This window comes from Bifidobacterium adolescentis ATCC 15703, from assembly GCF_000010425.1.
Classification (GTDB): domain Bacteria; phylum Actinomycetota; class Actinomycetes; order Actinomycetales; family Bifidobacteriaceae; genus Bifidobacterium; species Bifidobacterium adolescentis.
The window spans coordinates 1,512,058-1,538,363 of the sequence record NC_008618.1 but is presented as its reverse complement, the minus strand read 5'-3'; the positions used below and the strand labels follow the sequence as shown (position 1 = coordinate 1,538,363).

Annotated in this window: 18 protein-coding genes, 1 tRNA gene and 1 rRNA gene; 11 read left to right on the top strand and 9 right to left on the bottom strand. The window is 57.0% G+C overall.

Annotated features, from left to right (window positions below; all coding sequences use genetic code 11):
• On the top strand, window positions 1-2,664 hold the full coding sequence (locus BAD_RS06510) for an SNF2-related protein (protein ID WP_167524183.1): 2,664 nt from the start codon (window positions 1-3) through the stop codon (window positions 2,662-2,664).
• Between the two features lie 94 nt (window positions 2,665-2,758).
• Here the strand turns inward: BAD_RS06510 and BAD_RS06505 are convergent, their stop codons facing one another.
• The 4 genes from BAD_RS06505 to BAD_RS06490 form a co-directional block, all read right to left on the bottom strand.
• On the bottom strand, window positions 2,759-4,690 hold the full coding sequence (locus tag BAD_RS06505) for a Sau3AI family type II restriction endonuclease (RefSeq protein WP_011743551.1): 1,932 nt from the start codon (window positions 4,688-4,690) through the stop codon (window positions 2,759-2,761).
• A gap of 53 nt (window positions 4,691-4,743) precedes the next feature.
• Window positions 4,744-5,514, bottom strand: coding sequence for an HNH endonuclease (locus BAD_RS08695; protein ID WP_011743550.1), 771 nt, complete (start codon window positions 5,512-5,514; stop codon window positions 4,744-4,746).
• 302 nt (window positions 5,515-5,816) lie between these two features.
• Window positions 5,817-7,817 (bottom strand): UvrD-helicase domain-containing protein, encoded by a 2,001-nt coding sequence (locus BAD_RS06495; protein ID WP_113736342.1) that lies wholly within the window; start codon window positions 7,815-7,817, stop codon window positions 5,817-5,819.
• Window positions 7,818-7,905: 88 nt separating this feature from the next.
• On the bottom strand, window positions 7,906-8,910 hold the full coding sequence (locus BAD_RS06490; protein ID WP_011743548.1) for a Gfo/Idh/MocA family protein: 1,005 nt from the start codon (window positions 8,908-8,910) through the stop codon (window positions 7,906-7,908).
• A 244-nt stretch (window positions 8,911-9,154) separates the two neighbouring features.
• Here BAD_RS06490 and BAD_RS06485 point away from each other — a divergent pair, with 244 nt between their 5' ends.
• The 3 genes from BAD_RS06485 to BAD_RS06475 all read left to right on the top strand — a co-directional run bounded on the left by BAD_RS06485 (window position 9,155) and on the right by BAD_RS06475 (window position 11,972).
• Window positions 9,155-9,565 carry a very short patch repair endonuclease gene (locus tag BAD_RS06485; protein ID WP_033499942.1) on the top strand — a complete coding sequence of 137 codons (411 nt, stop codon included), beginning with the start codon at window positions 9,155-9,157 and terminating at the stop codon, window positions 9,563-9,565.
• Window positions 9,566-9,609: 44 nt separating this feature from the next.
• A complete protein-coding gene (locus BAD_RS06480; RefSeq protein ID WP_011743546.1) occupies window positions 9,610-10,815 on the top strand; it encodes an aminotransferase class I/II-fold pyridoxal phosphate-dependent enzyme in 1,206 nt (401 codons plus the stop codon).
• A gap of 185 nt (window positions 10,816-11,000) precedes the next feature.
• Window positions 11,001-11,972, top strand: a complete 972-nt coding sequence (locus tag BAD_RS06475) for a Ppx/GppA phosphatase family protein (RefSeq protein WP_011743545.1) — start codon at window positions 11,001-11,003, stop codon at window positions 11,970-11,972.
• A gap of 143 nt (window positions 11,973-12,115) precedes the next feature.
• On the opposite strand, the gene BAD_RS06470 is transcribed toward BAD_RS06475, so the two are convergent.
• The gene (locus BAD_RS06470; protein ID WP_011743544.1) at window positions 12,116-12,844 is read right to left on the bottom strand and encodes a DUF4391 domain-containing protein; all 729 of its coding nucleotides are present in this window, start codon (window positions 12,842-12,844) and stop codon (window positions 12,116-12,118) included.
• 183 nt (window positions 12,845-13,027) lie between these two features.
• On the opposite strand from BAD_RS06470, the gene rrf reads away from it, so the two are divergent.
• The 4 genes from rrf (at window position 13,028) to BAD_RS06450 (ending at window position 15,424) form a co-directional block, all read left to right on the top strand.
• Window positions 13,028-13,144, top strand: a 5S ribosomal RNA gene (rrf, locus tag BAD_RS06465).
• 196 nt (window positions 13,145-13,340) lie between these two features.
• Window positions 13,341-13,931 (top strand): AAA family ATPase, encoded by a 591-nt coding sequence (locus BAD_RS06460; protein ID WP_011743543.1) that lies wholly within the window; start codon window positions 13,341-13,343, stop codon window positions 13,929-13,931.
• Complete coding sequence (locus BAD_RS06455; RefSeq protein ID WP_003811128.1) at window positions 13,931-14,167, top strand: hypothetical protein; 237 nt, start codon at window positions 13,931-13,933, stop codon at window positions 14,165-14,167. The genes BAD_RS06460 and BAD_RS06455 overlap by 1 nt, the downstream gene beginning before the upstream one ends.
• A 108-nt stretch (window positions 14,168-14,275) precedes the next feature.
• On the top strand, window positions 14,276-15,424 hold the full coding sequence (locus BAD_RS06450; RefSeq protein ID WP_011743542.1) for an endonuclease/exonuclease/phosphatase family protein: 1,149 nt from the start codon (window positions 14,276-14,278) through the stop codon (window positions 15,422-15,424).
• Between the two features lie 8 nt (window positions 15,425-15,432).
• Here the strand turns inward: BAD_RS06450 and BAD_RS06445 are convergent, their stop codons facing one another.
• The 4 genes from BAD_RS06445 to xseA form a co-directional block, all read right to left on the bottom strand.
• A complete protein-coding gene (locus BAD_RS06445; RefSeq protein ID WP_229029412.1) occupies window positions 15,433-15,624 on the bottom strand; it encodes a hypothetical protein in 192 nt (63 codons plus the stop codon).
• A gap of 258 nt (window positions 15,625-15,882) precedes the next feature.
• Window positions 15,883-15,955, bottom strand: a tRNA-Arg gene (locus BAD_RS06440).
• A 137-nt stretch (window positions 15,956-16,092) separates the two neighbouring features.
• Window positions 16,093-16,377 (bottom strand): exodeoxyribonuclease VII small subunit, encoded by a 285-nt coding sequence (locus BAD_RS06435; protein ID WP_003811124.1) that lies wholly within the window; start codon window positions 16,375-16,377, stop codon window positions 16,093-16,095.
• 3 nt (window positions 16,378-16,380) lie between these two features.
• Window positions 16,381-17,661 carry an exodeoxyribonuclease VII large subunit gene (gene xseA / locus BAD_RS06430; RefSeq protein ID WP_011743540.1) on the bottom strand — a complete coding sequence of 427 codons (1,281 nt, stop codon included), beginning with the start codon at window positions 17,659-17,661 and terminating at the stop codon, window positions 16,381-16,383.
• A gap of 312 nt (window positions 17,662-17,973) precedes the next feature.
• Here xseA and nrdD point away from each other — a divergent pair, with 312 nt between their 5' ends.
• The 3 genes from nrdD to BAD_RS06415 all read left to right on the top strand — a co-directional run bounded on the left by nrdD (window position 17,974) and on the right by BAD_RS06415 (window position 26,095).
• Entirely contained in the window at window positions 17,974-20,379 is a 2,406-nt protein-coding gene (nrdD, locus tag BAD_RS06425) for an anaerobic ribonucleoside-triphosphate reductase (RefSeq protein ID WP_011743539.1), read from the top strand.
• Window positions 20,380-20,424: 45 nt separating this feature from the next.
• The gene (gene nrdG, locus BAD_RS06420) at window positions 20,425-21,138 is read left to right on the top strand and encodes an anaerobic ribonucleoside-triphosphate reductase activating protein (protein ID WP_011743538.1); all 714 of its coding nucleotides are present in this window, start codon (window positions 20,425-20,427) and stop codon (window positions 21,136-21,138) included.
• A 211-nt stretch (window positions 21,139-21,349) separates the two neighbouring features.
• Window positions 21,350-26,095: an acyl-CoA dehydratase activase-related protein gene (locus tag BAD_RS06415; protein ID WP_041777373.1), complete on the top strand. Its 4,746-nt coding sequence runs from the start codon at window positions 21,350-21,352 to the stop codon at window positions 26,093-26,095.
• The last annotated feature ends 211 nt before the right edge of the window (window positions 26,096-26,306 follow it).

The window sequence follows — 26,306 nt, the reverse complement described above, 5'->3', positions numbered from 1 at the left end:
TTGTCTCTGAAAATTGATACGCAGTATCAGACAACGGATCAACAGGTGGTTGACTCTTTTCTGATTCCAACGTTGTCTGAGGCGAAACGATATTGCAGGGTATCGGCATATTTTTCTCTTAAAGGGATTCAGCTACTTGCCGCCGGGCTGGAGCAATTGGCTTGTAATGATGGTCGTTATCAGCTGTTGCTATCCAGTCACATCAGCGAGACCGATTTTGATGAAATAAAACAAGGATATGAGTGGCGTAATCGTCTTAGGGAAAAACTGCAATGTCAGGATGCCGATGATATTGATCAAAAGCATTTAGGGTTGTTGGCAAAACTGATTGCAGAAGAAAAAGCGGATGTGAAAATTGCCTTTTTGAAGGAGGGCAAAGGAATCTTCCACGACAAATTCGGGTTACTGGAGGATTCGGAAGGAAATAAAGTTCTTTTTTCGGGATCCGCGAATGAATCGACAGGCGGACTCAGTTCGAATTATGAGTCGATTATTGTGGATGTAAGTTGGGATGAGAGCAGTCGTGTCAGGCAGCGTCTGCAAGCGGAGGTTGATCGGTTTGGTCGGCTATGGTCTTCTCGCGAAGATGGGGTGATTACCGAAGACGTGAGTGATTTGGTATATGAACAACTCGCTCAATATCAGGGAATGGAGGATTGTCCCGGCATGGTTGATCAGAAGGAAGATTCGCAGTTGCCTGAAGGTTTTGAGGGATGGGCTTTTATCTATAAGGACGGAGACGTCTGGTTCATTGATACCACAGAAGAGCAGAGATCCGAACGAGACAGACATTTGAGAATAGGAGGAGATTGGGGAGGGAAATATTTTAAAGAGCATTCGCATCAAATGCTTGATGATCTTCCCTATGCTGTGGTTGAACAATGTCTAGAGAAAACTCGGAAAAGAGCGGAAGGCAAAGTTGCCTTCTGGATTGATCCGCGCATAGAACAAGATTTGAAACAGCAACGATATTCAATTGAACAGTATCGATACATGGGCGTTGCTCTTAAGGAAAATGTTAATCGATTCGAAGATGAGTTCGCACTTTTCCGTAATGTTATTTCAGAATCAGTAAGTCGTCCATTGAAGACTTTGCATTTGCAGTCGGCTTTCTATATGTACAAGATGGCACGAGCAGCTAATTTTTCGGTTCCCGGCGCCGGTAAAACGGCAATGGTCTTGGGCGTATTCGCTTATCTCAATAGCGGTAAGGCTAAGTTTGGTGAATTCGTTAGCAGGATTTTGGTGGTTTCTCCAATCAACGCCTTCGAATCCTGGAAAAGCGAATTTCAAAAGACCTTTGGTCCTAAGAAAAAGCTGCGAGTCGTTGATGTTCAGGATGGAAATTTTGACGGCGATTTACGTAGACGATGGGCGGTTTCGAATTTGGTCCTTGTCAATTATGAATCCCTCCCGAAATACCATGACCAGCTTATCGATTTGATTGATGGGCAAACAATGATTGTTTTTGACGAGGTCCATAGGATTAAAGGCGTTAATGCAACTAGAGCAACTGCCGCCATGGATTTGTGCGATAAAGCATTTTTCCGATATGTATTGACAGGTACGCCTATTCCTAATTCGTATTGTGATATCTATAACTTCTTGCATCTTTTGTACAAAAAAGAATATCCGGTTTTCTTTGGCTGGGACGTTCCTGAATTATCGAAAGCAAATCAGTATTTAGTCGATCGGATTAATGAAAAGCTGTACCCATTCTTCTGGAGAACGAATAAGGGCCAACTTGGGGTACCGCCCGCTGACCCTGATGACATTATTGAAGCTCCCGCTTCATCTGGACAACTTGAGTTGGCGCTCGCGATTTGGACGCAGGAAAAATCCAGTTTGGCAAAGTTGATTAGGCTTATGCAAGCATCAACAAATCCTTCTTTACTGAAAGAGAAGATTGATTTCCGAACTCTGGGTTTGGAATCCAATGGAGAGTATTCTGAAGAAATAGATGAGAAGACCTTCAATCGGGCATTAATGCATGAAGAAACGGCCGTCACTCCGATTCTTTCGAATAAGTGTTATGAAGATTTTGATTTGGATAATATGAAATCGCCGAAGTTCGAAGAAGGACTGAAGCTGATTCGAGATCTTGTAAATCAGGGTAAGAAGGTTATTGTTTGGGGGTTGTTCGTCAATACTTTGCAAAAGATTTCCTCGCGTCTCGATGATTCCGATATAGATAATCGTTTGATTTATGGCGAGACTCCAGTGGATGTCCGTAAAGATTTTATTGCTGATTTCCGTAACCCGAATGGGCCTGCGGTGCTTGTATCCAATCCTCAGACGTTGGGCGAATCGGTTTCGTTGCAAGATGTTGTGCATGATGCCGTTTATTTTGAATTTAATTTCAATCTGACGTATATGTTGCAGTCGAGAGATCGTATCCATCGTTTGGGTTTACCGGATGGTCAATATACGCGCTATCACATCATGGAAACCATTAATGATCCGACGGAATATGGTTTTATCGATAGCCGGGTATACAAACGTTTGAAATACAAAGAACGAAGGATGCGTGAAGCCATCGATGGTGATGTCCTGAAGCCTGAGGTGACAGATGATTTGCTTGCGGACGTTCGATCTATTATCGAAAATGAGCGACGTAGCATAGCGAAAGCCCATGCAAAGACGGTTAATGTCGAAATCGAATGAAAGATTGGAATCCCAAGGTTTCCGGGCTTATGGTTCTCGGTAGGAACGGGTGTTTGGCGGACTTTGCCATGCAAGGGCAGTGTCCGTCAAACGCTTATAGTCTGTCTTTTATTTGGCTATAGAGATAAGCTCCGTTAATCCACCAAGCCTGTTTGGTCATATATTCTTCCGTATAGCGTTCATGGTCGGCAGGCCTATTTATCCAGTGCGCTTTTGCGGGCAGTTTACGGGAATTTTGCGCACGGAGCGTCGGCTTGTTGTACTGTGCTTTGCGTGCATCCGGACGCATGTGAATTACGCGATGTGCAGAGCTTTTGACGAAGTTATTGTAAACTCGATTGCCCTTGTATCGAAGAGTCACTCCGTTTCTGAGTTTTTCAACGTCTTCCTTCCAGACTTGTTCGACTATGTCGATATCGGATGCCGGCATATACCAAAATGCGGCACCTTTAAAGTAGATGTTTTCTGGATTCTTGTCTTTTTCATTGGGGTTTTGGCTGTCAAAAACAAAGACGAGGAATTTTGTGGTTTCCAGAAGTTGATGCAGGGCGCAGTTATCGGTATCCCATTTTTGATTGATTAGATCGTTGAAATCGGGAATGGATTGGACCTTAAATTGTTCGGAAGGTTTTCCATGGAAAAGCGGCAGCGTTTTGACTCGAATGCCTTTAAGCTCTTCGGCGTCAAACGATACGTAATCATCATTGGGGTCTTTGGAAATACTGGTATTTGAACCAAGCATATGCTCAACCAGCATGAAATTAGTTTGTTTAGGAGATGCGTTTTTAGGTATGGTGAAATGGAATTGTTCCGCGATTTCCGTAAATGATTTTCCTTTAAAAGGGTTGAAATAATCCAGAATAATGCTATCGCAGCTTCTGTTTTGCAGCTGCTTTATATCTTTGATGAGAGAAGTCGTTTCGTGGACATCAGATGCATAGTTTTGTAAAAGTGACGTCATGAAACTTTGTTTGAAACAGTAAGCTCTGGATTTTGCTCTTGCACCATTGCTCTGCCTGCTTTTCTGTTTGTTATTCGCTCCTTTAGTGCATGCTGCAAGGGTATCGGTCATACCTTCGGTCAGTTCATCCGCCCGGTTTTCGACTATGAACTGATGAATCGTGTTCCAATCCTGTTCGATTCTGAGCATGGTCGCTTCGCTGAGAGGCAGGAGACTGTTTTGCGGAAAATTGGGTTCTGCAAAACAGTCCATAGCTAAAAGGTGGGCATATTCGATCTTATATTTGCGCTTATCTTCAGACTGCCCTTTTTCTGAGGCGATTCGACGCAGATACTGCATTAATTCAATGAATCTGTTTTTCTTCCAAAACGAACTTGTCCTGAAATCGGCAGTGCTTTCTTTAGCGTAATTGATGGTATTGAGTACTAGCCTTTCTCCTGCAATGCAAGAAGGACCATCCTTGCTTTTCTTGATATCGATTGGGGAGACTTTAAGCTCGACTTCAGCCTCGGGGAAATCGGGGGCAGAAATGTTGTCGGCGGGATGGTCGAACCAGACATGTTCAATTACATTGCCTGGATAGCTTTTATTCCCTTGTTTTTCGGTGTTGTTGAAATCGATTTCTTCCAATGTTCTGCCAACCGCATCGTTGGCCCGTAGTTGGACTGCTGTCTTCGTTGTATAGGGACTTTTTTCGAAAAGCGGAGACATGACAAGGTCTGCCATCTTCTGGTCTTCCGGAATCCACTTGTGGTATGCCATTTCTTGCTGAGTGAGCCAGATGGCACGCTGTCCGTTGGCAAGGACGTTGATTTCGTAATCGCAATAGCAAAGATAATAACGTGGATTCGTACTTTGTCCTTCGGCGAGCTGCCTGCTGATTGCGAGCTCGTCATTATTTGTGATTTCCAAAAGCTTTTCCAGCGCCTGTTCTATATCGGGCTTGCGAAAGCTGGAAACTGCAATCGATGGGAAAAGCAGTGCATTTGAGTCCGGGGATTCGACGCATAGGAACTTATCGTATTTCCTGCAAATCGCTTTGACTGATTTCGCTGTTTTAGACATATTCCTCCTCGTCGGGGATTACCGTGATAGCTAATTGTAGGGGTGCTTCGGAATCAAAGTTGATAAATATGCTCTCGATGGAATTCGAGGAATTCTCGGGATGGGCTGCAGACGACAGGTAGGGAGATGCGCCGTCCATCGTAACGGTACAGCCATTCGTCATTGATCTCCGTGTGCTCGACGTGCGGCGAGACATGAATCGCGAAATCGTTGTCGAGGGTGATCAGACCCTGGTCGAAAGCCTTGTCGTGGAACGCGTTCAGCAACAGGCCGTTCGATGCGGCCACTTTCTCCGTTGGAGACGAATCCTTCCATGGTTTGATGTGGCTGGCGATGAGCAGCGGGTCGATCGCGATTCCTGTGATGCAGCAACGGTCGCGGTAGTTGTGGACAAGCGTGTTGCGGAAATACTGCTGGTTGATTCGTTCTGTGACCACAGCCGGACGGTCGTAGCCGACTCGTGGCGCGACGATTTGTTCCACGACGGAATCGGCGTGCGTGTCGGGATGGTCGTCCGCGCCGTTCAATGCCGATGCCAGCAGCTGGGCAGATTCGAACACCGGAGCATCGCCGCGTTCCGCGTACTCGTCCCATATTTTTTGGTCTAATTTGCTGTGGTTGGTTAGGCCTTTGGTCATCCTGTTCTCGTCAAGGGAGGCTAGATTGCCGAGCTTGAAAACAACTGCTGAAGGCGAACGATGGATATGGTCTGCGAGTTTCTGAATAGTTAGATTATGCTGGTCCCATTTTCCAGAGGGCAGGATTCGGTACAGTGCGAACGCCATCATGGTTTGTTCACGCGTCCAGTTATTCCGTTCTGCCATTCTCACCATCCTGTTGATTCCAGGATAAACGTTGCTTGCTCAATTTGAGTAGATGCGCGGCGAAATATGCGACAGGGAGTGTGATACGTGTGTCACGATTCCGATTTTGGGGTGAAATTTTGAATCGTGACACAAATTGAACCCCACAAATACCTTCTAAGTGTATCTTTCATGTGTTTTTGGCTTGGAAAACGTGGTTTGGGGGTATGTGTCGCCGAATGTTTGTCGCACGATTCCAAAAAAGAGCCGAAAAATAGAATCGTGCGACACAAAAGGAGTATGTGTCTTGTTCGTTCACTCTTTCACTTGCACTGCTGCGTGAACCGGCAATTCGGGAAGCCGGTGCAACCGTAGAACGTGCGGGACGGGTCGGAGCCGGTGTGCCGCAATCGCAATGCCTCACCGCAATTCGGGCACTGCGGTGGCAGCTTCACGCCGCGGAAGATGTTCGGGCAGATCTTGTCGTGCAATTCGTACATGAAACGTGACGGACGCGACTGGTCCACCACGAAAAACAGCTTCTTTTTGCAACGCGTCATCGCCACGTAAAACAGCCGGCGTTCCTCCGCGTGCGGCATGCGTTCCACTTCCGGCAGTAGCAGGCCGAGCAGCGGCTCTTCCGGAATCGCGCTCGGGAAGCCTTTCAAACCGCCGGAACAGCACAGCAGAAAAACGAAGTCGCGTTGCAGACCCTTGGATTTATGCGCGGTCATGAACTCGATATCCATCTTTGGCTTCTCAAGGAACACAATGCCACCAGTGTGCTCGTCAATCTGGAACAATCCGTCGCGATCGTTGCGTGACAGCAGATTCAGATCGCTTTTGTAACGTCCCAGCATAAGTACCGACGCGGTTTTCGGCAGCTTGCGTAACTGCTCGATGATCGCGTCGAAGCGCTCCTCCTGCGTTGCGCCGCCAAGCGCCTTCAGCGAATAATCCTTCTTGTCGCTCGGATTGCGCAATTGCTTGGCGTACAGGCTTTTGTCCTGCATGACGAACGCGCCGCTCGCATCGATAAGACTCTGCCGGAACCGTCGCGTCGTCGTGATCTGGAACATGCGTGTCGGCCCCCAATCGCGCCAAATATCGGCGAAATCGAGAATCAGATGAATGTCGCTGCCGGCGAAACGGTAGATCGACTGCCAGTCGTCGCCCACGCAGAACAGCGTGAAATCGCTCTGCTCACGCAATGCGCGGATCAGCTCGTAACGTGGCCGCGACATGTCCTGATACTCGTCGATGAGCACGTATTTGTACAGGTGACGGTACGCGCCGCGCCTTACGCAGCGAATGGCGTCGGTGATCATACCGGGAAAATCGATGCCCTGGGTCGCGCGGAAATTGCCGACATACGCGTTGTACAGCGGCTCGACGAGCTGCAGCATCTCACGATTACGGCCGATATGTTTGCCGCCGCGCCTCTCATTGAGCTCGCGCATGCCGTCGATGCCGATATTGTTCTGCCGCATGTGCTGGATGATGGTCTGCGCGTTTTCGACAAGGCTTTGCCTGTACTGGTTGAAAGCGTAATCATCCGTCGGCAGTTGGAAATCCTCACGTTTCGCGGCGGCGCCATACTTGCCGAACAGCTCCTTCGACATGAGCTTGAATGCGAGCAGACGGTAGGGGATGTTCTGTGCGAGCAGCCGGTCAAACGTGTCTCGTACCACGGCGTTCGACGCATGGCCGTCGATGATGGGACGGTTGGCGATGGTGGCCGCACGGCAGATTTCCAGGCCGAGACTGTGGAACGTGCATGCGCGGATCGTTTTGCCGGTGCTTGCCATGATGCGTTGCGACATGTCGCCCGCGGACGCCTTGGTGAACGACAATACGAGAATCTCTTCGGGGGCGGCGCGCTTCGTGGCGAGCAGCCATGCGATATATCCGATGATGGTGGTGGTTTTGCCGGTTCCCGCGCCCGCAAGCACGAGGGTGTTGTGACCTGCGCCGGCGATCGCGCTGATCTGCTCGTCGCTCAATTCGTGCTTTTCGATATTGCCGATGATGTCACGCGCTTTGTCGATGCGGTCGGCTGGCAACAGCGGTTGCGGGGTGAGCTTTGCAGGCCGTTGCGATTGGTGTTGCTGCGATTGACGGCGTTGCGATTGACGTTGCGGCGTGGCATGCGGTTGCAGTTGCGGTTGCGTGACTCGTCGCGCAACCTGTCCCGTCTGCTTGGTCTGTCCGGTCCGCGCAGGTTTGGCGTTGTTGGCATTCTTGGCAGAGGATTGCGTTTGCCGGGGCTGCTGCGTCTCATCTTCCGTGCCCAGCACGTACTTCAGCATCCTCAGCAATTCCATGACGCTCCTTCCATGCGTTTCCAAACCGCCGCAAGGGGCAATTATAACGTGGGCGGAGCGCGTCACGCCCACGTCATCGATCGCATCGCTACGCTTCGAACGGGTACTTAAGACCCCAATCCGCACGCAGCGAATCCATGCATTCCATGATGCGCAACGTGTCGGAATGCGGCATCTCATCGCATTCGGTACGCCCGTCCAGCATGGCCTGTGCGGTCGATGCCACCTCATACTCGTAGCCGGTCAACTGTTCGGGAACGTCATAATGCGCGGTGACGGCATGCGAGCCGTCGAACATGTCAATCGCCTCGACATTGTTGATGTTCTGGCACGTGAGATACCCCTCCGTGCCCCACACCGCGCCCATACGGTCCGAATGGCACAGAATCGAGCTTTGCGCGGTGGCCATCACACCATTCTGGTAATAGAACGTCATCGAATTGTGCGCGTCCACGCCGGTTTCATACGGTTGCATCGACGATTCAACACGTGCGATCGGCGCATTATGCATGATCATGTCGATGAAATTGATTGGATACACGCCGACGTCCAGCAGCGCGCCGCCAGCCAGCGCAGGATCGGTGATACGCGCCTTCGCCGTGGTCGGATAGCACAGATTCGCGTCGATCGCCTGCACCTCGCCGATCACGCCGGACGCGATGATATCGTCGATCATGCCACGCGACGGCATATACCGCGTCCAAATCGCCTCCGTGCACAGCATGCCGGTCTCATCCGAAACGTCCAATATCTCACGCGCCTGCTGCGTGTTCGCGCCGAACGCCTTCTCCACCAGCACGCCCTTGCCGGCGCGCATGCACAAAATCGCCTGCTCGGCATGGAAGTTATGCGGAGTGGCGATATACACAAGATTCACGTTCGGATCGGCGACAAGCTCCTCATACGATCCGTACGACACCGGAAAACCGTATTTCGCCGCGAACGCCGCTGCGCGCTCGCCGTCGCGGGCCGCCACCGCGTACGGTGCGACCAGATCACGGTACCGGTCATCCGCCGCCATTTTCACCAACGTTTCGGCCATGCTCTGCGCGATACGGCCCGCGCCGAGAATCGCCACATTGATCTGTGCCATGAAATCTCCTTGTTTTGAACTGCCTGTTTGCTACGTTGCAATGACCAGCGTACGCCACATGCGACGGCGGCACGCGTTATGCGAAAACGATTGATCGGCCCTTTTGCCATAATGGGAAGCCGTGACGGCAGAGCATCGCAGGCAGACAGCCAAACCCGGAAAAACCGGCAAACCCAAGAAAACCGGCAAACCTAGAAAAACCGGCAAACCCGAAAAATACGAGCGGGGCACGCGCAGCTACACCATGTCCCACATCCGCGGCAAAGACACATCCATCGAACGGATGGTACGTAGCTTTCTGTTTGCCAAAGGCTTGCGATTCCGCAAAAACGACAAGCGATACCCAGGCCACCCGGACGTGGTACTACCGAAATACCGTACGATCATATTCGTCAACGGCTGCTTCTGGCACATGCACGAAGGCTGTCCGAAAGCCACACGCGTGCCCAAATCGAACGTCGAATTCTGGACCGCGAAACTGCTGCGCAATCACGAACGAGACGCGAGGCAGCGCGCCGAACTCGAAGCGGACGGCTGGAAAGTCATCGTGGTGTGGGAATGCGAGCTCGGTAAGAAGGTGCGCGACGAACGGTTGGAACGGCTTTACCGCGAAATCGTGGACGATTCCGGAAAGGCGGACGATTCCGGGGAATGACAGTCGGCAGGCGGCGTTGTACGAAACGTGGTAAAAACAGGAATATGGAAAATGTTGAGAATGGCGTGCAGCCGCAGTTGTCGAAGCGCGCGCAGATTGCCAATCCGTTCCGCGCCATGGTGTTCGGAGCCATGGCCGATGAGATGATCGCCAACGGCACCGATGTGGTCAAGCTGAGCCTCGGCGAGCCGGACTTCGGCGCGCCGCCGGCCGTGCGTGACGCCATGCGCGAACAGTATGACGGCCGTCCGCTGCCGTACACCGCGGCGATGGGCCTGCCGGAACTGCGCCAGGCGATTTCCGATTTCTATAAGGAACGTCACCACGTCGACGTCGACCCGAAACGCATCGCGATTACCGCAGGCGGTTCGACGGCACTGCTGCTGTCCGCCGCGCTGACGGTCAACGATGACGACGAAGTGCTCATCGCAGACCCGTCCTACCCGTGCAACCGCGAGCTGGTACGCGCGTTCGGCGGCAAAGTCGTGGACGTGCCGGCGTCCGCCGCCACCCGATTCCACCTGACGCCGGAACTGTGCAAAGAATACTGGACGGACCGCACCAAGGCCGTCATGATCACTTCGCCGTCCAACCCGACCGGCACCACCATCGCCTTCGACACCCTGAAAGCCGTGTGCGACCTAGCCCGTGAGCGTGGCGCATGGCGCATCGTCGACGAGACCTACCTCGACCTGGCCGACCGCGAACCGGACGGATCCGACGTGAAATCCGTGCTGGCCTGCGATCCGGACGCCATCGTCTGCTCCAGCTTCTCCAAGTTCTTCGGCATGACCGGCTGGAGGCTCGGCTGGATGGTCGTGCCCGAATACGCGCTCGAAGCCATGGACGACCTCGCCACCAACTTCTTCCTGTGCGCGCACACGCCGACCCAGCATGCGGCGCTCGCCTGCTTCACGCCGGAAACGCTGGCCGTGTGCGAGGAACGCCGTCAGGAACTGCTGGAGCGCCGCCGCATTGTGGTGGACGGTCTGGCCGAGATCGGTCTGCCGCTGGAGGTTGAGCCGAATGGCGCGTTCTATGCGTATTTCAACATTTCCGGCACCGGTCTCGACGCGTGGACGTTCTGCGAACGTGCGCTGAAGGAAGCGCATATCGCGTTGACGCCTGGCCGCGATTTCGGCGAGGCCACCGCGGATACGCACGTGCGCCTGTCGTACGCGGCTTCCCGCGAAGCCCTGCGCGAAGGATTGAAGCGACTCGGTGATTTCGTAGCCAAAGTGCGTGGCTGAGGTGCGTGGTTGAGATATTCGGCTGAAACATATGCCTGAAGCGCGATTTTTCACGCCGATGCAATCGTTTCCCGCACTGTGATTATTGGGTGCCCACCCTCCTTTCCGAGGGTGGGCATATTTGCAAAGGTTATCAAGGCATGTCGTGCAATAGGTTAATCGCTTAAGTTATTAAGCTGTGAACCATGGTTACATTGCATTCGCACGCCACCCGACTTGGCGTGCTTGACATCGGTTCGAACACCGTCCACATGCTCATCGTCGACGCGGCTCCGGGCGCGCGCCCCGAGCCCGAGGCCAGCACCAAAAGCACCATTCGCCTGATGCAGTATCTCAAAGATGACGGCAGCATCAAAAAAGCAGGCATCGAAGCCTTGCTCAGCGCGGTTGAAAAGGCGATGAAACTCGCCGAAGAATACGAAATCACCCAGCTGCTGGTCCTGGCCACTTCCGCACTACGCGAAGCGCCGAACGGAGGCAAGATCCTACGCAAGATCGAAGAGGCCATCGGCCAGCCGGTCACCGTGCTGTCCGGCGTGGATGAGGCCCGACTCACCTTCCTGGCCGCCCGCCGTTGGTATGGCTGGGATGCCGGCCGTTTGCTCGTCATCGACATCGGCGGCGGCTCGCTCGAAGTGGCCATGGGCTCCGACGAGGATCCGACAGTCGCACTGTCCGTTCCTGCCGGCGCAGGCCGCGTGACGCGCGAGTTCCTGCCGGAAAGCGGCGTCGCGGATGATGACAATCTGGAAGCTGCCCGCAAGAACATCCGCAAGATCCTCGAGCCAATGGTCAAGGCGTTCCCCAAGTCGAAGCATCCGATGCATGCCGTGGGCACGTCGAAGACGATTCGCTCCCTGGCCCGTCTCGCCGGTGCGGTGATGCGCCAACCGGGCCGTGTGGACACGTCGATCATGACGATCGACCAGCTCGAGGATTGGCTACCGCGTCTTGCGGCCATCGCCCCGGACCAGCGCACCGCATTGCCGGGCGTCACGCCGGAACGCACGTATCAGATCGTCGGCGGCGGCCTGGTGATCGATGAGATCATGAAGGCGCTTGACGTCAAGGAAATCGAAATCTGCCCGTGGGCGCTGCGTGAAGGCGCGATTCTGCGCTGGCTTGACCAGTTCGGCCGCACCAGACTTGGTTTCTAGCGGCTTCGCGGCTGTGGCGCGTTGTTGAGAGCGCGCTTTGGTCACGTTGCCAAACCTCGCTTACGGCTCGGCTATAGGCGTTGCGGTTGCTGTAATCGCATGCAATCACAACGATTACAGCCGAGCTTTGTATTATGGCGGTATTATTGCCCTTGCAGTTCCTCCAACTGGCGCTTCATCTTGTGCAGTTTCGCGTAGATTTCATTGCGCTGTTCGGGATTCTTGGCACGCTGATGGTCGCGGGTGAGCTTGTCGACCTGCGCGGTGAGCTGTGCAATCTGCATGCGTCGGGCAAGACGCGTGTTCACGTCGATGGGGGAGGGGTCGTCCAGAATCACCTGCGAGCATAGCGACTCCCACAAGGCGTCCATGGAATCGACCGCCGGATCCGTGGCGTTCAGCGTGGCCTCGCCGGCCGGCTGCCAATCGGAAGCGAACACCTTGGATGTGGTCGTGTGCCCGGCACGTGCCGGCAGCGCTCGACGGACGGCGAACGCGCACTCCTGACGCGTCGTACCTTCGAAATCGGCGTCGCGTACGCAAACGAACAGCATGCCCGACTTGCGTTGCATCGCAATCAATTCGACGATATCCGTCGGAACGGCGGCGTTTGGTTCGTGCAAACGCAGGCCGATCACCAGTATTTCCGGCACGCGCGTACCGGCGGCAAGCTTCGTGTTGCGCGCCTGCAGCAGCGACAGCATGGTGATTGATTCGATGTCGTTCGCCAATCGCTGCTTTGTTTTGGCGGAAACCGGAATCTTCGCCACGAACAGGCCTTTCGGCAGCCTCGCCTTCTCGGCGGGAATCGCAGTGGAATTCGGCAGACCCAAAGTGGTTGCGGAAACGGAACCGCAGGAGGCGATCGTCATTGCTGGCCTTCTTTCGTAAGCACGCCGCAATTGTTGCGGCATTGCTTCGACTGTAGCGCATATGCATTGCGATTGCCGGCATTCGCGCGATTACTGGCGATCATTGGCGATTGGGGAATGCGATTGCAGTGCGCGACACGCCGAAGTTTGCCGATTGCCGCATGTTCGCGTATTGTTTTCTCTTGCGGTGATCATAGCCTAGGTGAGACGCCCGGTCCCATTCCGAACTCGGAAGCTAAGGCCTAGCACGGCGATGGTACTGCACTCGAGAGGGTGTGGGAGAGTAGCAAGTCGCCGCGTTTACTCTTTTCGAATCCCGAGTTGAGCTGAGCTCCTCGGGATTTTTCGTTACCCGTCAAAGCAACTGGCAAGAGTGCGTCGCCGCTATTTTTTACATTGCCAATGCCGTTACGCCGTCAGCGTGACTGTCGTCTATCCAATATATAAAAAGTATATACGTCTTATATAAATTGATTGTCGAAGCGGAGGAACCTTCATGATCATCTCGGTCATCAACCTCAAAGGCGGCAGCGGCAAAACCACCACCGCCATGGCGTTGGCCACCGCGGCCGCACGGCACAACCGCAACGTGTCCGTGCTGGACACCGATCCGCAAGGCGACGCCACCACATGGGCGGGCGACGCCGAAGACGCCGGCGAAACCCTGCCGTTCACCGTGGACTCCGCCAATATCGGCAAACTGAAACGACTGCGCAAAACCATGGCGGATGACGAACTCGTCATCATCGACTGCCCGCCGGCCGGCAACGTGGTGGACGTGGCCTGTGATGTGTCTGATTTCGTGATCGTGCCGGCGACGCAGGGCCCATTCGAACTCAGCCACGCGCTGGAAACCGCGGAAAGCCTCGACGCGGCCGGCAAGCCGTACGCGCTGCTGCTGCTCAAAGTGGAGAACAACAAACTGGCGGGCAACGCGGTCAATCTCATCCGCGAACGCGGTGCCAGCGTCTTCGATGCCTCGGTACCCAAGAGGGTGGGCATGCAGAAGGTAATCGGCCATGCATTCCCCAGCAATCTCAACGGGTATGAGGATGTCTACAGCGAACTTGAGGAGGTGATCGCCTGATGGCCATTAGAAAACCGAACGGTGGTGCGAAGGCAGCGTCCACCGCTCCGCTGACCAGCGTGCAGGACACCCGCAGCCGTGGCAATGGCAACGGCAACGGCGAACGTGTGCTCATGAGTTTCAAAATTCCATCCGATCTGAAAATGATGCTGCAGGAAAACGCGCGTGAACGCGGCACCACTGCCAGCCGCATCATCATCGACGGCATCCGCCACGAGCTCGGCCTCGACGACTAAGCCGAAGGCGTGAAGGAAACCGTCGGAACATCAACGGAACGGACATAAACGGACACGGGCGGACATGGATGGTCGCGGACGTGCGTTCCGAAAAAACAAGGGAATGGTATGGCTCAGGCAAAAACACGCCAGCCGCAAGGGCCGGCAACGGGCAAATCGCAAGCGTCGGCCAAAGCGAATCGGGCTAAAGCAAAACCGGCCGCAACGAGACCGGTCAAGCCGCTACGCACGCTGAATAAGACGAAAACGCATCGCGTACGCAATTTCATCTGCGCGGTGATTGCCTTCATATTCGCGCTCGCCGCGCTGCTGGGCACTGTCACGCACATGCTGCCGGAAGAACTGCAGGCGTTGCCGTATATGCCGATCGTCGTCTCCCTAGTGCCATGGTTCACGCTGCTCGCCGTAATCGCGCTCGTCTGCGCCATCATCTCCAAACGTACGGTGTCCATCGTGATGGCCGTTCTGGCGATTGCGTTGCAGACGTTCTGGCAGTATCCGTTCTTCTACCAGCCTTCGAAACTGCCACGTGCCGCAGTCGCGGCGGCGTCCGGCGAAACCGTCAACACGGATGACGGCTACGCGCGGCTGATGACGTGCAATGTGTACAAAGGGCGCGCCGATGCGCGTGAGATCGTGGATCTGGTGCGCAGCGAACACGTCGAGGTGCTTGCGTTGCAGGAGACGACCGACGCTTTCGTGGACGATCTGAACCGTGCCGGCATCGCCTCGTATCTGCCCTATGCGCAGGTGTCGAGTTCGGACGGCGTGTACGGCAACGGCCTTTGGTCGGCGAGTCCGCTTGACGACCCTTCCGATGACGATGTCGATTCGAGCGCGTCGTTCATGCCGGGCGGCACCGTTTCGTTCAATGGGGGAGCCACGCAGGTGCGTTTCGTATCCGTGCATACCACGTCGCCGACGAACGATTACTGGCAGCAGTGGAAGCGGTCGCTCGACGAACTGGCGAAACTACGTTTCGACACTAGCCGACGGTACGTTTTCATGGGTGATTTCAACGCGACGTACGACCATACGCCGTTCCGCAACATTCTGGGAAACCGTTTCTCCGACGCCTCCCGTCAGGCCGGCGAGGGATTGAAATTCTCATGGCCTGCGAATGTCGATTACGTGCCGTCGTTCGCCGGAATCGACCATATCGTACTGGATTCCGGCATGCAGGCCGGACAGGTGCGCACAGTCAAAGTGGACGGCAGCGACCACAAGGCGCTGCTGGCGATTGTGCGGGTCGGCTAAGTCCGCGGCTAGACGGTGACGACCGGCATGTTATTCGAATATCGGATGCAGGCGATGACGTTCGTGCATTGCGGTTCTGTGGGCAGCATCGGCATGGTGAACTGGTCGAGCAGCTTGTAGGAGAGCGGTCCGGGCAACTGTCCTACCGGATTCGTGTGCGCCAGCCGTTCCACAATAGAGGAATATGGTATGTCTTGCATGCTGATCCCTTGGTCTTCCAAAGGTGATGTATGGGTTGTGCGGTTGCTTTCCGATGCTTCCATAGCAGAAGGGGGAACCTTTTGGATACATTCACTCAACCGCTTAAGTATCCGTTTGCCACTATAACAGAGGGATGCTCATTGTGCCTGTGCTGGAGGGTGGCGGTGAGATGGTGTTGTCCGGATTGCGGACGTGCGATTGATCTTGGATGCTGCCGATGGCGGTGCGCGCCGACAATGTACGGGGATATGAAAAAGTGCCCCAGATAGGAATCGAACCTACGACACCTTCTTTAGGAGAGAAGTGCTCTATCCACTGAGCTACTGAGGCAACGAGTCACCATTGTACACACAATATGGACTCGACATGACGGGTAATCGGACCTGATTGTTCGGGCTCAAGCCGTTTGACGGACGTTCCGGTGGAACGTCCGTAGGTGAGGGGAGCGGCTGTGCCGCGACGGATGCTCAGGCCAGATTGTCTTGCGTTCCTGCGGTGTTGGCCGCGGTGGCCTGCTCGGCCTGCGCGGCGTCGAGCTTGGCTCGGACCTCGCCAAGCAGGCTCTGCGCGCGCTTGGCCAACGCCTCGCCGATCTCCCACTGCCGCATGGACTGGTCGAGGTTCAGGCCGCCCGCCTCCAACGCCTGCACGGCCTGGATGAGCTTGTCGCGCGCCTCCTCGTATGGCATCTGCGCGATTGCTTCGCGTTCCTTGTCGGTCAGGCTGGATGCCGGTGCTGCTTCGTTGCTCATGTGCTACTCCTTCGTTACGGTTTTCACTTCAGACACGACGATGCCGTGCTTCAAGGTCATGGTCAGCTGGTCGCCCGTCTTCACCTTGTCCGCGTCGTCAAGCACATGCCCGTCGGCGCATTGCACCACCGCGTACCCGCGGTCAAGCGTGGATTGCGGACTCAGCGCGGTCAGCGACGCGTGCGCTTTCTCGATGGTCAGGCTCGCGTCGTCAAGAATACGGGTCAGACCGATCCGCATTCTTGTGCGTGCGTCATCAAGGAAACGCTGATGCGGTTCCAACATGGTGAGCGGCTGGGTGAGGCTTGGACGGTTCGCGTAGCCTTCGATAAGCCTGGTCTCGTTGGAGACGGTGGCGTCGATGCGCACGCGCATGCGGTCCAGGTTCACCTGAATCAGCTGCATCTGCTCATGCACGTCCGGCACGACCTTCTTCGCTGCGTCGGTCGGCGTGGAGGCCCTGAGGTCGGCCACCAAATCCAGCAGGGTCCAATCGTCCTCATGCCCGATGGCGGAAATCAGGGGAGTGTGGGCCGCCGCCGCGGCGCGCACCACGTTCTCATCGGAAAAGCCAATCAGATCTTCGAAAGCGCCGCCGCCACGCGCCACGATGATCACATCCACATCTGGATCGGCATCCAGCTGCCGGATGGCCGCCACCACGTCCGACGGGCACTGCTCGCCCTGCACGTGCACATGCGTCACCTTGAAGCCGACGACGGGCCAACGCAGACGCACGTTGGTGATGACGTCGCCTTCCGCACGTGCCTGCGGCGCGCAGATCAAGCCGATGCAATGCGGAAATTCTGGCAACGGCTTCTTGCGATCGGCGTCGAACAGACCTTCTCCCTTAAGCTTCTTGCGTAGCTCGTCGATCATGGCCTTCAGGCTGCCGCCCGCGCCGGCCGCGATGATCGCGTCGCCGCGCAACGACAGCGACGTGCGCTTCATCCACACGTTCGGCTTGCCGTGGATGATGACACGGTCGCCCTGCACAAACGGCGCCGCCGCCGCGGCGAACCGTCCGAAGCCGTTGACTTCCATAGCGATGTCCTGCTGGTCGTCGCGAAGCGTGATGTAGGCGCTTCCCTGACGACGCGTGTTGATCTGCGTGATCTGCCCGGCCACCCATACGGAGGGCCAACGTTCGACCGCCGTGTAGAACTTCTCGCTGAGCAGGCTCACCGGCCAAGGATTGTCGGCGGTGGTTTCCGACGCCAGACGGGGCAGCGGCTTCGACGTCCGCTGCGCCGTCGGTGGGTTGTAATCCGGGTTCCAAGTCATAAGTCAAGATTCCATCATCTTGCGGACAAATGGAACATATGTTCGAGTGTTGCGAATGCTCCGTGCGTGAAGATAGTACGGTGTGTGGGGCTGTGTCAAAACGACACTCCGAGATGAAATCGTTACTTTTGTCACACAAGGCAAAAAATGGCGAAATCTCGCCAAAAGTAGAATATATAGTTTCTCTAGCGGCGTGGTGACACTACATTTAGTGCCAACCTTGGCGTAGAGTGTGCATCTGTAGGTACGAACGGGCATGCGGACGAAGCATGAAACCTGGCCGGATGGGTCCGGCCCGGAAAGGAAATATACATGGAAACCCAGACTCTGGAAGGCGTTGCGACCAAAACCGAGAACGCGCCGGAAATGGTCAAGGTGCTTGTCGAGAAGCGCGACGGGCGTGTGGTCGATTTCGATCCGATCAACATCATCAGCGCGGTGAAATCGGCTTTCGCCGACCTCGACAAGAAAATCGGTCCTCAGGAGGAACGGCTGATTCGCGACATCGCCAATCAGGTCGAGGCCGAAATCAAGGACCGTTACAACGGTCCGGCGAAGATCGAGGACATCCAGAACCTCGTGGAGCATGGGCTCATCGAGGACCATCTGTACGACGTGGCCCGCACCTACACCAACTACCGTCTGAACAAGGACATCGAGCGCGCCAAGGCCACGGACATCAACGAGGCCGTGCGCCGCTTGGTGGACCGCGACGAGGCGCTGGTGCGTGAGAACGCCAACAAGGACTCCAACGTCTACTCCACCCAGCGTGACCTGCTGGCCGGCGCGGTGTCCAAGGCATCCGCCTTCTCCATGCTGCCGGACGCGGTGTCCAACGCCCACATGAAGGGCGACATCCACTTCCACGACGCCGATTACTCGCCGTTCACCGCGCAGTCCAACTGCTCGCTGCCGAACTACTGGGATATGCTCGCCAACGGCTTCACCCTCGGCAACGCCCCGATGGGTTCGCCGAACAGTATCTCCATCGCCGCCACGCAGATCACCCAGATCATGAAGGACGTGGCCTCCAGCCAGTACGGTGGCCAGACCGCCAACCGCGCCGACGAGCATTTCGCCGAATACGCCAAGAAGGACTACGACAAGTTCCTTGAGCAGGCCCACGAGATCATGCCCGACGATCTGCCGATTGAGATCGCCGAACGTCAGGTGCGCATGGCCAAGGCCGTCGAGCCGAAGCGCCTGCACTTCGAAAAGGATCGTCCGGCACTGCCGATGGACGAGCCGTTCGACAAGACGTCCGACCGTCTGCAGCAGCTGCGTGAAATCTGGGCGAAGATCCAGACCCGCAAGGCCATCTACGACGCCATGCAGACCATGGAATACCAGATCAACTCCAACCGTGTGTCCAACGGCCAGACCCCGTTCGTGACCGTCGGCTTCGGTCTCGGCACCGACTGGTTCGCGCGCGAAATCCAGCGCGCCATCTTCCTCAACCGCATCCGCGGCCTTGGTTCCGAGCATCACACCGCCATCTTCCCGAAGCTCGTCTTCACCATCAAGCACGGTGTGAACGCCGATCCGGGCGACCCGAACTACGACCTGAAGCAGTTGGCCCTCGAATGCGCCACCAAGCGCATGTACCCGGACGTCATCTTCTACGAGAACATCGTGAAGATCACCGGCTCCTTCAAAGCGCCGATGGGCTGCCGTTCCTTCCTGCAGGGCTGGATCGACCCGAAGACCGGCAAGGATGTCGAGGACGGCCGCATGAACCTCGGCGTGGTCACCGTGAACATTCCGCGCATCGCATTGGAATCCCACGGAGACAAGGACCGCTTCTGGAAGATCTTCGACGAGCGCATGACCGTCGCCCATCAGGCATTGCAGTTCCGCATCATGCGTTGCAAGCAGGCCACTCCGGTCAACGCCCCGACCCTGTTCCGCTTCGGCGCATTCGGCCGTCTCGGCGCCAACGACAGCGTTGATCAGCTGTTCCGCAACGAACGCGCCACCGTGTCCCTCGGCTACATCGGCCTGTATGAGGCGACCAGCGTGTTCTATGGCAAGGACTGGATGCGCGACCACGACTGGGATCCGGAAGGCAAGGAATTCGCCCTGTCCATCGTCAAGCGCATGAACGAGCTGTGCAAGGATTGGAGCACCGCGGAAGGCTACCATTACTCCGTGTACTCCACGCCGGCCGAATCGCTCACCGACCGCTTCAACCGCATGGACCGCGAGAAGTTCGGCGAAGTGGACGGCGTCACCGACCACGACTTCTACACCAACTCCTTCCACTACCCGGTGTGGCTGCAGCCCACGCCGATGGAGAAGCTCGACTACGAGAAGGACTTCCCGTACTACGCGTCCGGCGGCTTCATCAACTACTGCGAATTCCCGTGCCTGCAGGCCAATCCGAAGGCGCTCGAAGCGGTGTGGGACTACGCCTACACCATCGGCATCGGCTATCTCGGCACGAACACGCCAATCGACCGTTGCTACGAATGCGGTTTCGAAGGTGACTTCGAACCGACCGAAGAAGGCTTCAAGTGCCCCGAATGCGGCAACTCCGACCCGGACCGCTGCAACGTGACCAAGCGCACCTGCGGCTACCTCGGCAATCCGGTGCAGCGCCCGATGGTGCACGGCCGACATGAGGAAATCGCGCACCGCGTCAAGCACATGAGCGGCGAAACCGGCCATGTCACCCTTGACGACGGTTCCGAACGCGAATGGTTCGAGGAAGCCAAGTAATCAATCGCAATAATCGCAAAACAACAGGCAATTCAGGAGCAACGTATGGTAAGCAGCGCCGATCCCGCTGTGTCTCGCCGTGATTTCGCGGCCGGCGAAACCGGCCGCGGGCCGTTCATTCCGACAAACCGCGCCAGCAACCCGCGCGCCGGACAATGGACGAACGCGATGAGCCACAACATGATCGCCGACTACAAGCGGTTCCTCATGACCGACGGCGAGGGAATCCGCTGCTCGCTGTACGTCTCCGGCTGCCCATTCCACTGCGAAGGCTGCTACAACTCGTCGATCTGGGATTTCCGCGCCGGCCACGAATACAACGACCGGCTCGAAGCTCAGATCATGGCCGATCTGAGCCTGCCGTACGTGCGGGGCATCACCTTCCTCGGGGGCGAGCCGCTGCTCAACACCGGCGTGCTGCTGCCGCTTTCACGCAAGATCCGGGAGCGGTTCGGCCGCACCAAGGACATCTGGTGCTGGACGGGCTACACGTGGGAGGAGCTCATGCGCGAAGGCGAAAGCCCCGACAAGCGTGAACTGCTCGAACAGATCGATATTCTCGTGGATGGCCGGTATATCAAGGATCTGCACGATTCGCTGCTGCAGTTTCGCGGCAGCTCCAACCAGCGCATCATCGATGTGCCCAAGTCGTTGGAAAGCGGGCAGGTGGTGCTGTGGTCGGAACTACACGATCAGACGCGGTTCATTCCCGAAATCTACGGCAAGGACCGCGCTGCGGGGGAGGGGGCGGCTTCCTGAATGGTTTTGAACGGTTCGTGTACGGACGGTTGGAATTAGGCAAGCTGACTATATTCGTTGTCTAATTATGCGTCGTGTCGTGCGCTTTATGCGATACCGTGCCGAATTAGGCAGGGGCACAGACTACCATTACATACTTGGATAACCGGGGCAGGGCGTTCGTGTCGGCACGGACGCAACCCGGCGGATGAGAACGATAGAGGTACAGTACATGGTCGAAGCAGCAGTTACCGCAGACAACACCTGCGATACGAAGCCGTTGCGCGTAGGTCTTGACATCGGTTCCACCACGGTGAAGGCCGTGGTGCTCGATCAGACCGATTCGCTCGACGCGGTGCTCTTCTCCGATTACCGTCGCCACCACGCCAACGTGCGTGCCACCGTGGCGGGCCTGCTGGAGGACATCCACAAAGAACTTGAGGCCCGTGGCCGCGGCGACGAGCCGATTCGTCTGGCCATCACCGGTTCCGGCGGCCTTGCCTTGGCCGATAATCTCCATGTGCCGTTCGTGCAGGAGGTCATCGCCGAGACCCGCGCCATCGACGAGGAATATCCGCAAGCCGACGTCATTATCGAACTTGGCGGTGAGGACGCCAAGATCACATATCTGAAGCCGACTCCCGAACAGCGCATGAACGGTTCCTGCGCAGGCGGCACCGGCGCGTTCATCGACCAGATGGCCACCCTGCTCGACACCGACGCGGCTGGCCTCAACGACATGGCCAAGCATTACGAGACGCTCTATCCGATCGCCTCCCGTTGCGGCGTGTTCGCCAAAACCGATCTTCAGCCGCTCATCAACGACGGCGCGGCCAAGCCCGATCTGGCCGCATCCATCTTCACGGCGGTCGCCACGCAGACCATCGCAGGTCTGGCGTCCGGCCGACCAATCCACGGCACCGTCATCTTCCTGGGCGGTCCGCTGTTCTTCATGTCCGAACTGCGCGAGGCGTTCCACCGCGCGCTCGAAGACAAAGTCGACGAATTCATCGTGCCGACCGACGCGCACCTGTACGTGGCGTTCGGCTCCGCGCTGCTCGCCGGCGAACCGGACCAGCTTGAGGAGGGCCAGCATTTCGAAGCACGCACCTGCGCCGATATTCTGAAAAGCCTTGAAGACCTGAAGAATCTGCCGGCCAACACCCCCACCATGCCTCCGCTGTTCCCGACCGAAGCGGACCGTGAGGCGTTCAACAAGCGCCACCACCGCGAGCATGTGCACATCGGCACGCTGGAAGGCGCGCAAGGTCCGCACTTCCTCGGCATCGACGCCGGATCGACCACCATCAAAGCGACGCTCGTCAACGACGACCGCGAAATCGTATGGTCGTCGTACGCCACCAACGAAGGCAGCCCGCTGACGGCCGCTGTCAACATCGTCAAGCAGATTCAAAGCCAGCTGCCGGAAGGCGCGTGGATAGCACGCTCCTGCGCCACCGGATACGGCGAAGGCCTCATCACCACCGGCCTGCACCTGGACGAGGGCGTGGTGGAGACCATGGCGCACTATCGTGGCGCGGAAATGGTCTCGCCGGGCGTTACCGCCGTCATCGACATCGGCGGCCAGGACATGAAATACTTGGCGATTTCCGACGGCGTGATCGATTCGATCGCCGTCAACGAGGCATGCTCGTCCGGCTGCGGCTCGTTCCTGCAGACGTTCGCGCAGTCCATGGGACTGACGATTGAGGAATTCACGCAGGCCGCGCTCAACTCCACGCATCCGGTCGACCTGGGCTCGCGCTGCACCGTGTTCATGAACTCCTCCGTCAAGCAGGCGCAGAAGGAAGGCGCCTCGATGGAGGACATCGCGGCCGGCCTGTGCTATTCCGTGGTGCGCAACGCGCTGTATAAGGTGATCAAGCTGCGCGATTCCGGCGAGCTGGGCGACACCGTGGTGGTGCAGGGCGGTACGTTCCTCAACGACGCCGTGCTGCGCGCCTTCGAGCTGCTCACCGAACGTGAGGTGACCCGACCGAACATCGCCGGCCTGATGGGCGCATACGGTGCCGCGCTGACCGCGCGCATGCATTACACCGACATCGCCGACGGACTCGACGATGGTGACGCGGACGCCGACGGAGGCAAGACCGTCGACATCGACGGCGTCACGCACACCGCATCCAGCATCGTGTCCGGCAGCGACCTCGACAACCTGTCCATGACCACCGAACGCGACGTGTGCAAGCTATGCCAGAACCACTGCAAGCTCACCATCACCACGTTCCAGGATGGCTCCCGCTACGTGACCGGCAACCGTTGCGAACGCGGCGGCGATTCCAAGAAGCAGCGTTCCGACAGGCCCAACCTGTACGACTACAAATACAAGCGTTGCTTCGCCTACCGTCGTCTGACCGACAAGAAGGCCACCCGCGGCGAAATCGGCATTCCACGCGTGCTCAACATGTACGAGAACTACCCGTTCTGGTTCACGCTGCTCACCTCGCTCGGCTTCAAGGTGATGATCTCCGGCCGCAGCTCGCACGAACTGTTCGAAACCGGCATCGAATCGATCGCCTCCGAAAACATCTGCTACCCGGCCAAACTCGTGCACGGCCACATCAAGTGGCTGCTCAACAAGGGCATCAAGACGATCTTCTACCCGTGCGTGAGCTATGAGGAGAACTTCGTTCCCAACACCGACAACCACTACAACTGCCCGGTCGTGGCCAACTATCCGGTGGTCATCGGCGCGAACATGCCCGAACTGCGCGAGGAAGGCGTGCGCTACATGCGCCCGTACTTCAACATGGCCAACCATGAGCTCATGGTGGACCGCATCGTCGAGGAATTCGCCTGGGCCAACGTGACCCGCGAGGAAGCCGAAACCGCGGTCAAGGCCGCCTACGCCGAAAACGAAGTGTTCAAGCACGACGTGCAGATGGAAGGCCTCAAGGCCCTCGCCTACATGAAGGAACACGACTGCAAGGGCATCGTGCTCGCCGGCCGCCCATACCACGTCGACCCGGAAATCAACCACGGCATTCCGGAAACCATCTGCGCGCTCGGCATGGTGGTGCTGTCCGAAGACTCCATCTGCGAACTGCAGCCGGGGGAGAAGCTCAACCTGAGCGAATTCCTCGCCGAAGGCGAAGAGGATCCCCGCAAGAAGAACGCGAACGGCTTCCGCCACGTCGACGACCGCAAGGTCACCAAGATGCCATTGCGCGTCACCAACCAGTGGGCCTACCATGCGCGTCTGTACGCGGCGGCCCATTTCGTGGCCTCCTATCCGGGACTCGAGCTCGTGCAGCTCAACTCCTTCGGCTGCGGCCTCGACGCCATCACCACCGACCAGGTGTCCGAGATCCTGGCGGACAAGGCCGACGTGTACACCATGCTGAAAATCGACGAGGTCTCCAACCTGGGCGCGGCGAAAATCCGTCTGCGCTCGCTCAAGGCCGCCGTCGAAGAGCGTGAACGCAACAAGAAGAACGACGGATTCCGCAAGACCGGCACCGAAGCGCCGACCCCCGGTCGCCAGGTCATGCTCGACACCGTCATGAAAGCCAATCCGAAACTCACCGAAGCCGTCACGGCCGCATCCAAGCGCGCGGCGGAAAACGGCAAGGGCGAATCGCAAGAAACCGCCAAAACGCAGACAAATGGCAAGGGCGCGTCCGCACACAACTCGGCGACCCTGTCCAAGTATGCGAACCGCATCCCGTTCGGCAAGAACATGAAGGACTACACCATCGTGGCCCCGCAGATGAGCCCGATCCACTTCTCTCTGGTGGAATCCGTCATCCGCTCCGGCGGCTACAAGTTCGACATTCTGGAGCACGCCAGCCGTGAGGACGTGGAAACTGGCCTCAAATACGTCAACAACGACGCCTGCTATCCGGCCATCATGGTCATCGGCCAGCTCGTGGACGCGATTCTGGAAGGCAAATACGATCCGGACCACACCGCGCTTGCGATCACGCAGACCGGCGGCATGTGCCGTGCCACCAACTACTTCGGCCTGATCCGCAAGGCGCTGGTGGACGCCGGTTATCCGCAGATTCCGGTGATCGCCATCTCCACGCAGGGCATCGAGGACAACCCGGGCTTCACCGCAACGCCGGCGCTGCTGCACCGTGCAGTCAAGGCGCTTATCATCGGCGACCTGCTGATGAAATGCCTGTACCGCGTGCGCCCGTACGAAGTGACCCCCGGCAGCGCGAACAAGCTGTACGAAACGTGGGACACCATCGTGCGCGAGACGCTCGAAAACCACGGTCGTTCCAAGACGGCGCGCAAGTTCATCGGCAAGGGATACCTGCCGTATCCGACGCTCGTCAAGGAAATCGTCAAGTCGTTCGACTCGTTGCCGTTGAAGGACGAGCCGCGCAAGGTGCGCGTCGGCGTGGTCGGCGAGATCCTCGTCAAGTACCAGCCGGACGCCAACAACCATGTGGTCGATGTCATCGAATCGCAGGATTGCGAGGCCGTGGTGCCGGGCATCATGGAATTCATGACCACCCGACCGTACATTTCCGACTGGAACGAGCATTACCTCGGCATGGGCGGCAGCAAGATCGGCTATGCGCTGATGCGCAAGGGCCTCGACCTGTACAACGCTCCGGTACGCGAGGCGATCGATCTGGCTCACGGCAAGTTTTCGCAGGATCTGCCGATGCCTGAACTGGTCAAGAAGGCCGACGAGGTCACGTCCGTGGGCGTGCAGGCCGGCGAAGGCTGGCTGCTGACCGCGGAAATCCTGGAACTCATCGAATCGGGATGTCCGAACGTGGTGTGCGCGCAGCCGTTCGCCTGCCTGCCGAACCACGTGACAGGCCGAGGCATGTTCGGCAAGATCCGCCGACTGCATCCGGAAGCCAACATCGTGTCCATCGATTACGATCCGGGCGCTTCGGAAGCCAACCAGCTCAACCGCATCAAACTGATGATCTCCGCGGCCAAGAAGGCGCACCGCGCAGCCGAAGAGGCGCGCAACAGCGAGAAGGCCGCTTGAATCGCCATTCTTATTTCCGTCGAACCGACGTTGGGAAACTTTCCGACGTCGGTTCGACGGTATCTGAGCCGCCAAATCGACGGCTGATTCGGCGATCGTAAAATCGATGGTCGTCGAATCGGCATTCAAATCGCCAGCCAAATCGATGGGGAATGATGGTCGGTTATCGATTTTCCGTATAGCGTAGCCTGCGTTGCGAATGGCGCTTTTC

Bases quoted from the DNA above. Each gene is read 5' to 3' on its own strand.
- BAD_RS06480 (WP_011743546.1), top strand. From the start codon at position 9,610: ATGGAAAATGTTGAGAATGGCGTGCAGCCGCAGTTGTCGAAGCGCGCG.
- xseA (WP_011743540.1), bottom strand. From the start codon at position 17,661: ATGACTTGGAACCCGGATTACAACCCACCGACGGCGCAGCGGACGTCG.
- BAD_RS06505 (WP_011743551.1), bottom strand. From the start codon at position 4,690: ATGTCTAAAACAGCGAAATCAGTCAAAGCGATTTGCAGGAAATACGAT.
- BAD_RS06470 (WP_011743544.1), bottom strand. From the start codon at position 12,844: ATGACGATCGCCTCCTGCGGTTCCGTTTCCGCAACCACTTTGGGTCTG.
- BAD_RS06460 (WP_011743543.1), top strand. From the start codon at position 13,341: ATGATCATCTCGGTCATCAACCTCAAAGGCGGCAGCGGCAAAACCACC.
- BAD_RS06445 (WP_229029412.1), bottom strand. From the start codon at position 15,624: ATGCAAGACATACCATATTCCTCTATTGTGGAACGGCTGGCGCACACG.
- nrdD (WP_011743539.1), top strand. From the start codon at position 17,974: ATGGAAACCCAGACTCTGGAAGGCGTTGCGACCAAAACCGAGAACGCG.
- BAD_RS06415 (WP_041777373.1), top strand. From the start codon at position 21,350: ATGGTCGAAGCAGCAGTTACCGCAGACAACACCTGCGATACGAAGCCG.
- BAD_RS06490 (WP_011743548.1), bottom strand. From the start codon at position 8,910: ATGGCACAGATCAATGTGGCGATTCTCGGCGCGGGCCGTATCGCGCAG.
- BAD_RS06450 (WP_011743542.1), top strand. From the start codon at position 14,276: ATGGCTCAGGCAAAAACACGCCAGCCGCAAGGGCCGGCAACGGGCAAA.
- BAD_RS08695 (WP_011743550.1), bottom strand. From the start codon at position 5,514: ATGGCAGAACGGAATAACTGGACGCGTGAACAAACCATGATGGCGTTC.
- BAD_RS06485 (WP_033499942.1), top strand. From the start codon at position 9,155: ATGTCCCACATCCGCGGCAAAGACACATCCATCGAACGGATGGTACGT.
- BAD_RS06495 (WP_113736342.1), bottom strand. From the start codon at position 7,817: ATGGAATTGCTGAGGATGCTGAAGTACGTGCTGGGCACGGAAGATGAG.
- BAD_RS06475 (WP_011743545.1), top strand. From the start codon at position 11,001: ATGGTTACATTGCATTCGCACGCCACCCGACTTGGCGTGCTTGACATC.
- BAD_RS06455 (WP_003811128.1), top strand. From the start codon at position 13,931: ATGGCCATTAGAAAACCGAACGGTGGTGCGAAGGCAGCGTCCACCGCT.
- BAD_RS06435 (WP_003811124.1), bottom strand. From the start codon at position 16,377: ATGAGCAACGAAGCAGCACCGGCATCCAGCCTGACCGACAAGGAACGC.
- nrdG (WP_011743538.1), top strand. From the start codon at position 20,425: ATGGTAAGCAGCGCCGATCCCGCTGTGTCTCGCCGTGATTTCGCGGCC.